The 14,754-nt window shown below is 41.3% G+C and carries 10 protein-coding genes; 3 read left to right on the top strand and 7 right to left on the bottom strand.

The genetic code is table 11. The annotated features are described in order from the left end of the window. Window positions 1–52: 52 nt before the first annotated feature. The 4 genes from ACP2AF_RS15910 to ACP2AF_RS15895 form a co-directional block, all read right to left on the bottom strand. Window positions 53–2,155 carry a mucoidy inhibitor MuiA family protein gene (locus tag ACP2AF_RS15910; protein ID WP_425237138.1) on the bottom strand — a complete coding sequence of 701 codons (2,103 nt, stop codon included), beginning with the start codon at window positions 2,153–2,155 and terminating at the stop codon, window positions 53–55. Window positions 2,156–2,262: 107 nt separating this feature from the next. After that, window positions 2,263–2,670 (bottom strand): thiol-disulfide oxidoreductase DCC family protein, encoded by a 408-nt coding sequence (locus ACP2AF_RS15905; protein ID WP_425237137.1) that lies wholly within the window; start codon window positions 2,668–2,670, stop codon window positions 2,263–2,265. 40 nt (window positions 2,671–2,710) lie between these two features. Then, entirely contained in the window at window positions 2,711–4,597 is a 1,887-nt protein-coding gene (locus tag ACP2AF_RS15900; protein WP_425237136.1) for a tetratricopeptide repeat protein, read from the bottom strand. Window positions 4,598–5,066: 469 nt separating this feature from the next. Next, on the bottom strand, window positions 5,067–6,947 hold the full coding sequence (locus ACP2AF_RS15895) for a tetratricopeptide repeat protein (RefSeq protein ID WP_425237135.1): 1,881 nt from the start codon (window positions 6,945–6,947) through the stop codon (window positions 5,067–5,069). A 317-nt stretch (window positions 6,948–7,264) separates the two neighbouring features. Here ACP2AF_RS15895 and ACP2AF_RS15890 point away from each other — a divergent pair, with 317 nt between their 5' ends. Beyond that, window positions 7,265–8,875 (top strand): thiol-activated cytolysin family protein, encoded by a 1,611-nt coding sequence (locus ACP2AF_RS15890; protein ID WP_425237134.1) that lies wholly within the window; start codon window positions 7,265–7,267, stop codon window positions 8,873–8,875. 130 nt (window positions 8,876–9,005) lie between these two features. Here the strand turns inward: ACP2AF_RS15890 and ACP2AF_RS15885 are convergent, their stop codons facing one another. After that, on the bottom strand, window positions 9,006–11,177 hold the full coding sequence (locus ACP2AF_RS15885) for an endonuclease MutS2 (protein WP_425237133.1): 2,172 nt from the start codon (window positions 11,175–11,177) through the stop codon (window positions 9,006–9,008). 148 nt (window positions 11,178–11,325) lie between these two features. Here ACP2AF_RS15885 and ACP2AF_RS15880 point away from each other — a divergent pair, with 148 nt between their 5' ends. Together ACP2AF_RS15880 and ACP2AF_RS15875 are read left to right on the top strand one after the other, a co-directional pair. Beyond that, window positions 11,326–12,372, top strand: a complete 1,047-nt coding sequence (locus ACP2AF_RS15880) for a DUF6340 family protein (RefSeq protein WP_425237132.1) — start codon at window positions 11,326–11,328, stop codon at window positions 12,370–12,372. A 187-nt stretch (window positions 12,373–12,559) separates the two neighbouring features. Continuing rightward, the gene (locus ACP2AF_RS15875) at window positions 12,560–13,225 is read left to right on the top strand and encodes a uracil-DNA glycosylase (RefSeq protein WP_425237131.1); all 666 of its coding nucleotides are present in this window, start codon (window positions 12,560–12,562) and stop codon (window positions 13,223–13,225) included. A gap of 78 nt (window positions 13,226–13,303) precedes the next feature. Here ACP2AF_RS15875 and ACP2AF_RS15870 read toward each other — a convergent pair whose 3' ends face one another. Both ACP2AF_RS15870 and ACP2AF_RS15865 read right to left on the bottom strand, forming a co-directional pair. Then, on the bottom strand, window positions 13,304–14,155 hold the full coding sequence (locus ACP2AF_RS15870; RefSeq protein WP_425237130.1) for a substrate-binding domain-containing protein: 852 nt from the start codon (window positions 14,153–14,155) through the stop codon (window positions 13,304–13,306). Between the two features lie 82 nt (window positions 14,156–14,237). Then, window positions 14,238–14,693: an N-acetyltransferase family protein gene (locus ACP2AF_RS15865; protein WP_425237129.1), complete on the bottom strand. Its 456-nt coding sequence runs from the start codon at window positions 14,691–14,693 to the stop codon at window positions 14,238–14,240. Window positions 14,694–14,754: the final 61 nt, after the last annotated feature.

Below are 14,754 nucleotides of genomic sequence, written 5' to 3'. Positions count from 1 at the left end.
TATCTGAATGACATCCGAACCTACCCTCTTAGAAAAGTAGGTTCTATTGACTTTATAGAGAAATTCGCTTGTATTTAGGATATTTTATTTGAAATGAAAAGGTTTCAATTCTAGTTTCTTGGGGTTTCAAGCTTAAGTTCCAGACCAACAAACCTTTTTTATTTTCATAGTTGGCAGAGTTGATTTCAATGTTGTCTACTTTAATTTCCTTGTTTTGGGAAATAGGTATCCTGTCCATTAACCTCAAATTGATTGCAACTACTTTATTGTTTTTAACTTCCAAATCATAAGTACGATCCAAAATACGGTTGTTGCCCATGAACGATTTACTTTTAAAATTTTTGTTCTGCTTTCGGGTTACCGTAATATTTGGGTCAACTCCCAAGGATAAAGTCATTTCCTTATTGGTAGTATAAGGATCGATACTAGTTTTTCCGGCATAAGTGCCTTTAAAATAAATACTAGCTTCACCAGGGAGAAGATGGTGTTTTTCCCAACCCTTGAACTTTGCGGTTAAGAATACATTTTCATTGACTATAGGGGCAGCGTAGTATTCGTACTGGGCGTCCATCATAAATGTATTTATTTCAATTACCGTAACATCTCCATCCGAAACGATGGAATGTGGTTTTTTAATGACGAACTTGGTATTGGTAACTTCATCTTGCACATTACTTTTTTGGGTAGTCATAACTATTACTCCATTAGCGCCTCTAGAACCGTAGAGCGCATTGGCGTTCGTACCCTTCAAAACCTCCACCGATGCTATGACTGCTGGATCAATTTCAGCCATATCTTCGGGAGAGATTATTGTACCATCGATAACATAAAGAGGATTTGAATTTTTTCTAATTTTTGAAATTCCACGTAGTTTAATGCCGGAAGTACTGTTTGTATGTAATCCGGCTACTTTTCCCCGTAAAACTTGTTCTGCCGAAACAGAACTCGCCGCCCCGGTCATAGCATTTTTGGAACTACTACCATAACCAGCGACTACCACCTCATCCAAAACTTGTGCATCCTCATTTAGTCTAATATTCATGATTGAGGAGTAGATGGGTAATTCCTCAGTTTCGAAGCCGATGTATGACACTACCAAATCTCTTCCGTTTTGTGCATCGAGGGTAAAATAACCATCGAAATCAGTCTGGGTACCTTTAGATGTACCTTTTATGACAATATTTACACCGGGTAAAGGAGCGCCAGATTCGTCAGAAACGGTGCCCGTAACCTGTTTTACCGTCGGATTGTAGACGTACCGTTGCTTTTTGGTTGTGGTTTCTTCTCTCAGTTTTTGATAGGAATTGGTAAAATTCAAATACTTGGTTCCCAAGTTAGGTTTGGAAACGTTAATATTTGGGCTTCCTGTTGATAAGGTAATATTTACATTGTTCCAGTCCGTTCCCGTTTTTTGATAAACATATGCTTTGTAACCTAGGCTCAAAGGATTGTTGATGCCACTGGATTTAATATCATAGTTGGGAATCCAACCAGCATCTGAAACTTGATAGGAAAAAATCAATTTGAATCTACTGGCTACCGGCGAATCGAACTTTATTTTAATTTCTCCCTGCTCTTTTTCCGGGATATTGTTCATTTCTGCCATTTGTTTTTGGATTTTTCGTATTTCCAGCTGAAGGCCGTTAATTTTTTGATTCGTTTTAAATATCTCGTCTTTAATGGCCGTTATACGTTGCCTATAGTATATGCTTACTTCTTTGATTTTGTCTAAATTCAGAGATTCAACCCTGTTACCCAAAGAGCGGTTTGAGCGAATTATCTGTTCCTCCTCTTCGAGACCAGAAATTCTGTTTTTTAATAGTGCTATTTGTAATTCCTGTGCATCTATTTTTTGCTGCAACATCAATGATTCTGTATTTTCACCTTCTTTAACTAAGTAGTTGATGTCATATGACATGGAAAGTATGGATGCTGTTTGCAAACCGGAAATTTGGATGCTACTTTCATCAATTTTGGTTGAAAGTCCAGTTAATGTAATTTCCGAGCGACCATAAGGCAAATTACATTCTGCTGTACGAGTAACATTGGCTCCGCCCAAATAAACGGTTACTTCTTTTATTTTAGAAGAAATTTTTTTGTCATTTCCAAAGATTAAGAATGGGCAAATTAGTAGGAGAAAGAACAGATTACGCATAGTTATCGTTTTTAAGTTGACGATAAACATAACTCCAACAACAAGATTTGGCAATCTATAGTGGGTGAACAGCGGATTGCAATGAGGGAAGTATTCCTTTGGCTTATTTAACCCAAAAACTTCGCCTTTAAATCGGGGGTAGGTATCATACAAGCGTCCTTTCTACCAAACCAACGGTATCTATTTTTGGCTACAAAATCGTATACGATATTACGTAACGAACTGGGAATCAAGTAAAATACAGATAATAATATCCAAGCTCCCCCAAAAGACCGCCCTATTTCCAGAGCTGCATCGGATTTGGTGTAAAAAGCGACCCCGGGCTCTATAAGAATGATGGAATCTACCTTTGAGGTGTCAATATTTCGTTCCGCAAGGAGTTCTTTACCTATTTCACTTTGCAGGGCCGCGTAGCGAAATACATCCTTCCTATCCCGTTTTATAATGAATTGAACGGAGTTATTGCAAAGATTGCAAACTCCATCAAAGAGAATAACTTTCTTATCCTTTTCCACCCTACAAAGATACGATAGGGAAAATTTGTTGACCTAACTTTTATAACGTATTTAAGAACTTGATCAAATCGGTCGCCTTTTCCAAGCCTAATTTCTTTTTTAATCGGTATTTGGACTTGAGGATGCTGTCCGGCAGCACATTGAGGGTCGCGGCAATTTCCTTGGTGGTCAGGTTCATCCGTAAAAAAGCCGCCAATCGGATTTCTTTTTCCGAAATATCGTTATATAAGGTCTTTAGCTTTTGGTCAAAGTCGTTATGCACCTCAGCAAAATAGGTTTTGAAGACTTCCCAGTCCTTGTCCGAGGCATTTTCTTTTTTAAGTAGCATGACGATACGTCTGAATTCCACTTTAAAACGATCCGGGTCATTTTTTATACTTTGAAGGTTGCCCAGAAGTTCCTGAATGAAAGTGTTTTTTTGGACCAAATGCAATGTCTGGCTGGCGAGCTCTTTCTTTTTATGGGCAATTTCCTGTCTGTAGATTTGCTCCTGCTTTTCACGTTCTATTCTGTTTTTCTTTATACGTTGACGAAACCCAAAAAACAATAGACCGGAAACGGCAATGAAGGTAAACATGCCTCCCGCATACAGCCCTTTGCTGAGTCTATCCACTTTAGCCTTTTCGTTCAATGTATTGATTTCCTCTTCTTTTAATGCAATTTCTGCTTCCCTACGTTCGGTTTCATATAAGGTCTGTAACTCATCGATTTGTTTTGCCTTCTCTTTGGAGAATAAACTATCACTGATAACTCTCGATCTTTTGAAATCTAGGATGGCTTTCTGGAGGTCTCCGTTTTGTTCATAGACCAAACCTCTTTTGTAAAGGGTATTTTGTAATTCGTTGGAGACCCCAATAGAATCGGACAAGTTTACGGCCTTATCCAATAAAATGACTCCTTTCTGAAACCTTTTCGTAAGGGCATAGGCCCGACCAAGGTTCGCCAGGTCTGTAATCCAGTTGTTGGTAGCGGAAATTTCTTTTCCCTTACTAACCGCTTTTTCAAGATATTCCACGGCTTTTGGGTAGTCTTTTAAATTCAGGTACTCATTACCAATGTTGCCATAGGCAATGATTTCTGGGGATGGGAAAGTATAGGCCAAGGCCATTTCCAGGCTTTCCTGGTATTTTTTTATGGCAGCAGCGTGTTTTTTTTGGGAGGAGTAGACATTGCCCATATCCACTAGGGTATTGGAAAGGAAATAATTATCCTCCAACCTCTTGTACACAGTAATGGCTTGTTCAAAATAAGTGATGGCCTTTTCGTTGTTGGCCATTACACTATGTAGCTTGCCCAAGTTCCTGAACAAATCTGCTTTATGATAGGTTCGTATGTCGAGGGAGTCATAGATGGTCAAGGCCTTTTTATAAAGTTCCATGGCTTTAGGGTAATTGCCTAACTCGTAATAGTGCACTCCGTTATCACTGAGCGCCGAACCATACCTTAAATAATCTCCTTCCACTATATTTATTTTTGCAACGCTGTCCATTAAGCGTATAGCTTCCGGGTAATTCCCATTATGTGCCTGTAAGATGGACAAATTTTTCAGCGTGCTGGATACAAAGGAATCGTCATTTATTAGTTTTGATTGCTCTAGGGTTTTATTGAAATAGTATTCGGCCGAATCCATTTCCTGCAGATTGAAGTAATGGTATCCCAAATTAAAATCGCCCTGAAGTATGCCTTTTGCATACTCGGCATCCTTAGAGATTTTACGCATCTTTAAAATGAAGATCTTCGCCTTTTCTGAATCATTGTAAATCAAAAGATCAATGACATCATCCAGTATTTCAACTTGACCCTCTATGTTGTTGGAGGCTTCGTAAACCTTTAAAAGGCTATCCACCTGTATTTGATTCTTGCCTTGTCCATAGCCAAACCAAAGGAATAGTAGGCCCGCTAAAACGGTTGACAGCTTTGTTTTCATGTCCGGTTAAACTTAGATACCTCAATTTACTCCATTCTCCGAGCGGATGGTCTCTGTCCATAGTTTGTCCATAGGTTCTGGATACCTCCTTCTTGAAATAATATATGTAACTAATTGATTGTTATTAGATTATAACTTTTGGGTGGCGTATAGAGCTTTGCGCTGTCCATGCGGAAAAAGCAATTGTAATTGATCCAAACCTCAATATGCATGGATCAATAAAGGCTTGGCACGGATTCTTGAACAATTTCTAAAATCCAAAAAGGCATGAAAATAGTTTAACTCATTTTGGGCAGACCATTCTAGGCATTGTTTTTGAAACATTGACTCGCCTAGGCATAGTGATGACCAAGAGTATCTTAAAAAGAAATGACTTCGTTTGTAGTTTCAGTGCCAACGACACTTGATTGCGTCTACTACTAATTGAATCCTCCTTTCTGGTAATAAGGGATAAATAAGGTTTTGTGATTCAAATAGTGTTCAAAAAACTGGTCAAATCTATTTCCTTATCCAATCCCAGCTTTTTCTTTAATCGGTATTTGGATTTAAGGATACTGTCCGGCAGCACATTGAGGGTAGCCGCAATCTCCTTGGTGGTCAGGTTCATCCGTAGAAAGGCGGCCAAACGAATCTCCTTTTCTGAAATATCGTTGTACAAGGTCTTTAGCTTTTGGTCAAAGTCGTTGTGAACCTCTGAAAAATATGTTTTAAATACCTCCCAGTCCTTGTCCGAGGCGTTTTCCTTTCTAAGTAGCATGACGATTCGTCGGAATTCCATTTTGAACTTTTCCGGGGAATATCGGATGTTTTCCAGGTTTTCCAACAACTCCTGGATGAAGGTATTCTTTTGCACCAAATGCAAGGTCTGGCTGGCCAGTTCCTTATGTTTATGCTCAATCTCTCTTTGATAGATTTCCTCTTGTTTTTCGCGTGCTATGCGATTCTTTTTTATACGTTGTCTAAACCCAAAAAACAACAACCCGGAAATGCTGATAAAGGTGAACATGCCCCCGGCATATAGACCTTTGGTCAATTTATCCACCTTGGCCTTTTCGTTCAAAGTCTTTATTTCTTCTTGCTGCAGAGCAATGGCGGCTTCCTTCTTTTCGGTTTCATAGGCGGTTTGAAGCTCACTGATTTGCTTTGCCTTTTCGGTGGAGAATAGACTGTCTTTTATAGTCTGGGATGCTCTAATATCAACCAAAGCGGATTGTGGTTCCCCTTTTTGCTCAGAGTTGAATGCTCTATAATCCAAGGCGTTAAGGAGCTCGTTGCCTATTTCTCCTTTTTCCGCAAGTGAGATTGCTTCATTTAGATATTTTTCCGCTGTAGAGAATTCCTTTTTGTACGTAAAAGAGTTGCCAATGTGGTACAAATAGATAACCTCATTGATATCCGAAAGTTCTTGTCTATCATACGCTAGACATTTTTTGAGATTTTCGATGGCCATATCATATTTCCCTAGGTTTTTGTAAGCTATTCCAATGTTTCCATAAGAAATAATGGACACGGAATTGTTTTTGCTTAATTGGCTAATCTCCAATCCCTTTTTATGGAATTCAAGGGCCTTGTTTTCATCTCCTAGATCCGAATGAACGCTTCCCATGTCGGTAAAGGTGGAAGCGGCGTATACATAATCCTCTATGTCCAAATACGTTTCAAGGGCTTGCCCAAAATAGTCCAGTGCCTGCTTTTGGTTTCCTTGCCTGGTGTTTAGTTTTCCAATGTTGCGAAGTACATCGGCTTTTCTATAAGGTTCGCGCGGAATGGTATCCAAAATCTTCAGTGCCTTCCGATAACCTTGCATGGCCTTTAGGTAGTCTCCTTTATCGTAATAGTGGGCAGCGGAGTTGTTGATAGAAACACCATAGTTAAGATAATCCCCCTGATCTAAATACATTCCGGCGACAGAGTCCATAAGCCGTATGGCCGAGACATAATCCCCATTGTGCCCTTGAACCAGTGAAAGGTTGGAAAGTGCCTCTACCACACCGACTTTTTTGTTTTTTTTCTTCGCTAGATCCAAAGTCCTATTTAGGTGAAATGATGCGGAATCCATCTTTTCAATGCTATAATAATAGTAACCAAGGTTCAATTGACCCAAAATTATGCCCGCTTCATAATTCTCCTTGTCTGAAATGGAGACCAATTCTTGAATGTAAGCCTTTGCCTTATCCGTATCATTATAAATGTAATTGTCTATAAGAGATTCCAGTAAATCCACTTTTGTTTCAATTGTGTTAGTGGAATTGTAAATAGAAAGTAGACTATCCGCCTTTTTTTGGATTTGACCTTGGACTTTGATTAGGGAAAGAGCGATAACGAATATCCAAATAGGTAGTTTGATCATGGTAAAGCTATACATATTAGTTTGTTCTAAGTTACTTAATTAATGTAGTACGTTAAAACACCAATCCATATCTAAAAAGGACGTTGTCCATGCTTTGTCCATGGTTTTTAAAATACTATACCTTCTTAATAATATTTTAAAATATTGATTTTCAATACTTTAAATTAAAAAAAACCAAAACCAAAATATGGACTGTCTATGTAGGAAATACCGTAATACTGCTAATTACGTCCATGCTTTGTCCATGGACATAATTAGGTATCGCATTGATTTGAGGCTAGTTTCGAGTCGTTGAATCCTTTAAAACCAAAAAAATTATGAAAGCAATTATCCCAAAAATCAAAATGATGTCCATCTTAGTATTGGCCATTTCTGTAAGCGCGATAACTTCCTGTAGCAAGGATGAGAGTCCCGTAGATCCACCACCAGCGGAAGGTGGAGGGGAAAACAATGGTGGGGAAAACCCGGGAGGTAATGAAAATGAAGATAACCTGGAGGACATAAACTCGTTAATTACAAATCTTACCTATGATCCAGACGCACTATTGAATGTACAAAATACCGGATCCTTAGTACCGGACCGTGAAGAAACGGGTAGCAGGAACGACAATCAAGGTCCAACCTTAGGTTGGATAACCGAATGTAGGATATCGGACTATAGCCTAGAATCCAATTTTGATGATGTGGCCATTTTGAGGCCTACAAACGGCGTAATCTTTCCCGGTGCGCTTGTCATTGGAAACGAAGGTATGTTGGACGGCGCCCCGGACCCTTTGACCTTGGGCAGGTCCGCCGTAACGCTAAGTGTCGATCTTCCGGGTATTGGGGAGCAGGGGACCATAGTAGTGGAAGATCCAACGAATTCCTCTGTACAATCCAATATTGACAATGCTTTGGAATGGTGGAATGCCAATGCCTATCAGGAAGGGTATGTAAATGCTGCAAACTCGTCCTACCAAGCTACTACATCCTACTCTTCAAAACAGTTTAGTTTGGATGTTGGGTTGAATGTGGAATGGGCCAGTGGTTCCTTGGCATCACAATTTGAATATGAAAGTAGCAGTATCGAACGAACTGCCGCTATTGTTTTCAAACAAGTGTTTTATACGGTTACCATGGATACCCCAAGTTCAGCGGCAAGTGTATTTGCACCGGAAGTCACTAAAGAGCAGGCAGAGGCCGCCTTTGATTCCGATACACCTCCTGCATATGTAAGTTCCGTTTCCTACGGAAGGGTCATTATGGTCCGTATGCAGACCACGGAGGAGGACACTTCGATTGAACTCGATGCCGTATTGGAATATGCTGGAGGCTATCGTGCAGCTGGTTCATTGGAATCCAAGTATGACGAAGTACTAAAGAATTCCAGTGTTACCGTAGTCACTATTGGTGGGAATGCCGAAGCCGCTTCCGAGGCGATCAGTTTGGCCGATATCAATACGGGATTTGGTGCCTTGAACAGTGTTATAACCGGCGGAAATGCAGTGTATAGCAGAAATAATCCGGGAGTTCCCATTGCCTACACGATTCGGTATTTGAAAGACAATACTCTAGCGAAAATGGGCTATACCACGGATTATACGGTAGAAAAATGTGAGCCCTTCAGATTTCAACATAAGAATATTGTAGTCGAAAATGAGTCTAACTATGATTCCCGTTTCCGTTTCATTTACAAGTTGAGAGGTAGTAATGATGAGTTACGGACAGGATATTTTGTAGTGAACAATGATAAACGTGTAAGTGGAAGCCCTCCGGACGGTGCGTATGATGTTTTGGTTCAATTCGACCTTCAGAACGCCTTGTTCCAATGGGACAGAATGGGAGAATTTGATTTAGGTTACATCAGAAACGAGGAAGACTTTAGAGTTTTCTGTTCGGAACGTGATTTCTTGGGCTTTTGCAAAACCATTTCAGTAGAAGCCAACTAAAACAATCCATTAGCTATCCCATTTAATTTACAGTCGGTATCTAAAGTTGTGGATTCAACAACTTGGGTATCGGCTGTTTTTTTAAGGATCTTTGGTTGTTCTTGAACGATAGCTAATTATGGCAAAGGCATTATTTTTTGCCCGGGACCAATTCCAACTGATCCACGCTCACGTTGGTGGTGAAAACCCCATAATTGACCACAGCCTTGTTCTTTTCCAGTTTATCGATGCTTCCCACGGCTTTCCCATCCTGCATCCGCACACGATCACCAACTTTGAAAATGGGTCTTGGCTTGTTCTTTTCCCGTTGGGCCGCTTTTTTTTTCTCTACTTTCTTTTTTGCCCGGATGACTCGGACCTCCTTTTGTACTTCTTGGGCCACCTGGGCCTTCTTGGTACGTTCCGCTTTGGCTTCTCGAGCGGATTTCTTTTTGCGCTTGCTGTTCTCCGTCTCCACGATTTGCAGCAATTCCGATACCAACGGCCTTTTTTTCTTGTCTCGGAAGTAACGATCGGCAGCTCTGTTGACCTTATTGCCCAGTTGGATCATCCGCTGGTCATGATCATAGAGTTCTTGATAGTTTTCCAACTTGGACTTGATTTTTGCGTTCAATTTTTCCAATCGGGCTGCCTCCTGCCTTGCCTTGGACTCCTCTTCCTGTAGTCTAGAACCAGTTTTAGCCATTTTGCTGCGTTCTTTTTGCAATTTGGCTATAGTGGCATCAAAACGTACTTTACCACGCTCTATCTTCTTCTTTGCCCTATTGATGAGGCTGTACGGAATACCATTTTTCTGTGCCACCTCAAACGTAAAAGAACTGCCGGCTTCCCCAAGTACCAATTGGAAGGTGGGCTCCAAGGTCCTCCCATCAAAAAGCATATTGGCATTGGTGGCATGGGGCAGTTCGTTGGCCAAAGCCTTTAAATTGGCATAGTGCGTGGTAATTACCCCATAGGCTTCCCGTTCATAAAAAACCTCTAGAAAGGCCTCGGCCAGGGCGCCGCCCAATTCCGGATCGCTTCCGGTGCCAAACTCATCGATAAGAAATAGTGTATTTCCATTACACTTTCTTAGGAACCTATTCATGTTTTTAAGCCGGTAACTGTACGTACTTAAATGATTTTCAATGGATTGATTGTCGCCAATATCTGTAAGAACTTGATCAAAAAGACAGACGGAACTGCGTTCATGCACCGGAATAAGCAACCCACTTTGAAGCATGATTTGAAGTAGCCCAATGGTCTTAAGGGTTATACTTTTCCCCCCGGCATTGGGTCCGGATATCACGATGATACGGTTTTCTTGATGCAACTCAATGGTCTGCGGCCAGGTCTTTTCACCTTTTCGCTTATTGGCCAAATAGAGTAGGGGATGATAGGCGTCACGCAAGAATAGGCGTCGATTTTCATTGATCTCGGGCATCAGTGCATTGATTTCCGAAGCGTATTTTGCCTTTGCGGCGGTAACATCCATAAAGGCCAAAAATTCTTGGTACTCAGATAGTAATGGGGCAAAGGGACGGATAACATTCGTTAATTCGTTTAAAATCCGTTGTACCTCTTCCTTTTCATCGAATTCCAAATTGTTGAGTTCCCGACTGTACCGCAATGCTGCTTCGGGTTCTATGTATACGATGCTTCCGGTTTTGGAGGTGCCCATTACGGTGCCCTTTACTTTTCTTCTGTACATGGCCTTTACGGCAAGTACCCGGCGGTTTTCCACCACCGATTCCCGGATTTCATCGAGGTAATCCGACCCTTGATACGCATTCAGGGCCGATGCAAAACTTTGGCTTATTTTTCCTTTGACCTGAAGTATTTCGCGACGTATTCGAAAAAGTGCCTCGGAAGCCCTATCCTTGACCTCCCCGAAACGATCGATGACCGAATCAATAGCAGCGGGAATCTCGGTATTGGGCTCAATTTTCTGCGATTTTACAAATAAAAGTGGGTAATACTCCTTGAATTTGGTCAAGAATTTTTTTTGGTCCCCCACCGTATTGCAGATGGAACCCATTCTCCGAAAACCACTGATTTCAAGCGTTGTGTTTTCTATATGAAGTAGTTTTAAATCTCCATTAATGGAATCAAAGCCATGATTGGGAATACGGTTATCGCTTATTAAGGAAGATACGTATTCCGAAGTCTGTCCCAAAGCTTCCACAATGGCTTTATGTTCGTACATGGGGCCAATGGACAATGCCTTTTCCTTGCCCAATTCCGTTGTGCAACGGGCGGATACGTGCTGTAATACGGTAGGTAATTCAAGATCTTGAATTGCTTTTTTCAAGGTGTTGTCCATCTTGGTTTTTTTAACCGATGGCAAAGGTACGGATTGCCAATCACTTGGAAAACCGTGGGCAAGGGCAATATTTTAGGGTATTTTGAAGTTTTAGTACAAACCTAATGCCTCCCCAACATTGTTGGCAGGCATAAACCATTTCATCCCAATGAAAAATCTTAACCTACTCGCCATCTACTTTGGCCTAATCTTGCTGGTTTCATCCTGTAGTTCAACCAACCGACTGACCATGGGGGCTTTGGAGCCCGCTCCGGTGCATCTGCCGAATCAAGTTGTCAATATTGGTATAATCAATAGAAGTGTACCTTCCGAGGGGAATCAAACCTTGGATAAGATAGACAAAATACTTTCTGCCGAAGGGCTTGAGTTGGATAAAAAGGGAGCTGAAGCAGCGGTTACTGCCCTTAGGGACGAGCTGGAGCGTCATGATTCCTTTGAACACATAAAAATCCTGTCGGATGCCGATGTTGGCAAGGGGCTAGGGGTATTTCCGGCGACTCTTTCTTGGGAAAAGATTGAATCCCTATGCGAAACGCATCAGGTAGACGCCATTTTCTCCTTGGCCTTCTATGATACGGATACCAAGGTCTCCTACGCTATGACTACCATGCAATTACCGAATAATATCGGTATAAATGTACCCATTCCTGCTCATGAAGTACGCCTACAGACTTTGGTGAAGAACGGATGGCGTATATACTATCCTGCGGAAAAACACATTGTAGATCAGTTTGTTTTCAATGAGGGTCTAGCAGCGGTTGGGAAAGGGGTAAATCCGATAAAAGCGGTTGAAGCCATTGCCAATAGAAATGAAGGTGTAGTGGAATTGAGCAAAAACATGGGCAGCTCCTACGCGCTACGCTTGTTGCCTTTTCGAACGCGTATTTCGAGGGACTACTACGTCCGCGGAACGGACAATTTTGTAATTGCCAAACGCAGGGCGCAAACAGGCGACTGGGATGGAGCCGCAGTGCTTTGGGAAAAGGAGATCAACAATCCCAATCGAAAAATAGCCGGTAGGGCCCATTATAATATGGCTATTATCAATGAGATAAATGGGAATTTGGTGGAGGCCATGGATTGGGCCTCAAAGTCCTACTCGGATTATAATGACCGAAATGCCCTGCGTTATCTTAATACCTTGAAATACCGGTTTGCCCAGAACGAGGCCTTGGAACAACAGGTTTCCCGATAATAGTATTTGAAACGGGTTATTTGGAATTCATTTCATAGACTTTTCGGAGCCCTATCCATCCTGATTTTACAAAAGTTTTTGACTATTTTTGAATCGTGCCCCCGAATACTTTTTGACAGCTTGCCTTGGCGGCTTGTCGATTGTAGAGGGGAGAAGCACTATTGCTTTCAATCGACAAGATAGATCAATGAACGTAAGCATTCACCCAAGTTGGAAAGAACAACTCAATACAGAATTTAACCAGCCTTATTTCCAAGTGTTGGCGAATTTTGTAAAGAAGGAATATCAAAATCATACGTGTTATCCCAAAGGGAAGGACATTTTTGCCGCCTTTGACCATAGCGCCTTTTGGGAAACCAAGGTGGTAGTAATCGGACAAGACCCATATCATGGCCCCAATCAGGCCAATGGACTTTGTTTTTCGGTAAAGGACGGGATTCCCCATCCACCTTCGCTCGTCAATATTTTCAAGGAAATAAAGGTGGATGTTGCCAAGCCCTATCCTAAGAGCGGCAATTTGGAGCCATGGGCGGAACAGGGGGTTCTTCTGCTCAACGCCACCCTTACCGTTCGGGCGCATCAAGCTGGGAGCCATCAAAATAAAGGCTGGGAAACCTTCACCGATGCTGTAATACGAAAGCTTTCCGGCAACAGGGAAGGACTCATTTTTCTGCTCTGGGGAGGATTTGCCAAAAAAAAGGCCGCTCTCATCGATACGGGCAAACACCATATCCTTACTTCGGGTCATCCTTCTCCCTTAAGCGCCAACAAGGGGTATTGGTTCGGGAACCGCCATTTTAGCAAAACCAATGCACTGTTGCAACAAATGGGGAAGGAACCCATAGTTTGGTAGGGAGCCGGAAAACGGTGGCGCACAGTGGTTCCGGCTTAGGCATGACGCACGTAAGAATCTGTTTCTTAACCCTAGCAACTACACGGAAGCCAAAATTTCACTAGCTGTTATCGACTTGTTTATTAATTTTAAATTAATCAACGTATTTATCACATTTTCAACATCTTGACTAATAATTTGTTTTTGACTCCACTTGGTTATTGAAAGCCATTTTTGAATATCTTCCAATTGCTGACCATATCTATTTGCCAAAGTTCTGTCTATGCTCGGTATTCGCTTGAATTCAGATGTATATAGATTGATTACCTCTAAAATATGGAGTAAGGTTTGGGCGTCCTTTTCCAGAAAAACATCTGTTGCGGCTATTACAAAACAAGGCCATGGGGTAGGGCAGTCGCCCAATCTTCTAAAAGTCCCGTTATCCACCAATGGCTTGGTCGTAAAATGCTCCCACATAAAGTAGTCCGCGGACCCTTCGGTCAATGCTTCTACGGCACTATTTAGATTGTCTATGACTTTAAACGTCAAATTGTTAGTCTCCCAATCTTCTTTCTGCGCATTTACAAAGGCCATAAGATGACTTCCGCTTCCAAACCTACTTATTGCCGCTGTCGTACTTTTAAGCTCGGAAATCGCTTTAAAACCACTCTCCGCCCCAACATGGATGCCCCAAAGTAGCGGAGAGGAAATATATTCTTGAACAATCCTGGTCGGATTTCCTTCAGAAATACTTTTCACTACACCTTCGGTCAAAATAATCGCCAGGTCCGTTTCGCCGTTCTGTAACATTTGGCACATTCTACCTGTACCTTCGGGAACATCAGTCCATTGCAAATCAATACCATGCTCTCTAAAGGCATCTTCCTCAATGGCCATATGCCACGGAAGATTAAAATGCTCCGGAACGCCTACTATTCTTACTTTTTTCATTGTTCCAAATCTTTAGTTGAAACCTTCCTTGTATTAACTTTTAATGCCTCGAATCTGAGAGGTCGGTTTCTTCGAATATTTTTCATTTAAAGTGTAATTTCATTCCCTCATGAGTAGGCTTAAACCCTAAACCTTCATAAAATTTAATTGCCTTAGGTCGTTTCTTGTCCGTTGTCAATTGAAGTAAATGGGCATTCCTTTTTTTCGCTGTATCAATTGCCCATTCAAACATTGTTTTGCCAATTCCGAGTCCTCTTTGGTCTCTTCTTATTCTAACAGCCTCTATTTGCGCTCTAATTCCTCCGCGATAAGTCAAATATTGAACAAAAGATAATTGTAGAGTTCCTATGACCTCAGAGTATTCGTTTTCTACCACAATTAATTCCTGATTCTGGTCAGCATCAATATTTTCAAATGCAATAAAATATTCAGTCGGCAATGGCGTTTGATAATTTTCTCTTGTTTTCCCGAGTTCATCATCCGCGATCATTTCCACAATTTTGGTAACGTCATTTCTAGTCGCTTTTCTAAATTTCATTTTTAATTCAATTTTTTGAGCTTGTTGCTAACTTGGTGATAAGGTCATTTTTGCACGCCGA

The sequence above is a fragment of the Ulvibacterium sp. genome (genome assembly GCF_965248315.1).
GTDB lineage: Bacteria > Bacteroidota > Bacteroidia > Flavobacteriales > Flavobacteriaceae > Ulvibacterium.
Note: the sequence above shows the minus strand (reverse complement) of the source record. Positions and strands in the feature narration are given on the sequence as shown.